Annotated in this window: 1 protein-coding gene; it reads right to left on the reverse strand. The window is 50.4% G+C overall.

The genetic code is table 11. From position 1 onward, the window contains the following. Nucleotides 1-226: LysR substrate-binding domain-containing protein (locus tag A3773_RS19400; RefSeq protein ID WP_369094802.1), on the reverse strand; the 226-nt coding region annotated here is incomplete at its 3' end. Between the last annotated feature and the right edge of the window lie 18 nt (nt 227-244).

Genomic DNA, 244 nt, shown 5'->3' on the forward strand with positions numbered 1-244 from the left:
GTTTGTGATTATCATCCTTACGCCAAACTAAACAGCATTGGCTGATCGGCTTTTCATCTGGCAGTGTTTTCTCCACCAGCACCCCATCAAGAATCAACGACATCGCGATGTGTCGAGGCATATAGCCAACCCCAACGCCATTCTTAAGACACTCAATTGCACTATACCAATTGGGCAGCAACAAGCGCCGCTGCTGCGGATAATGCCCAGTGTGACGCTTAGGCAGAACACTGCCACCACCACC

Source organism: Neptuniibacter pectenicola (assembly GCF_001597735.1).
Taxonomy (GTDB): domain Bacteria; phylum Pseudomonadota; class Gammaproteobacteria; order Pseudomonadales; family Balneatricaceae; genus Neptuniibacter; species Neptuniibacter pectenicola.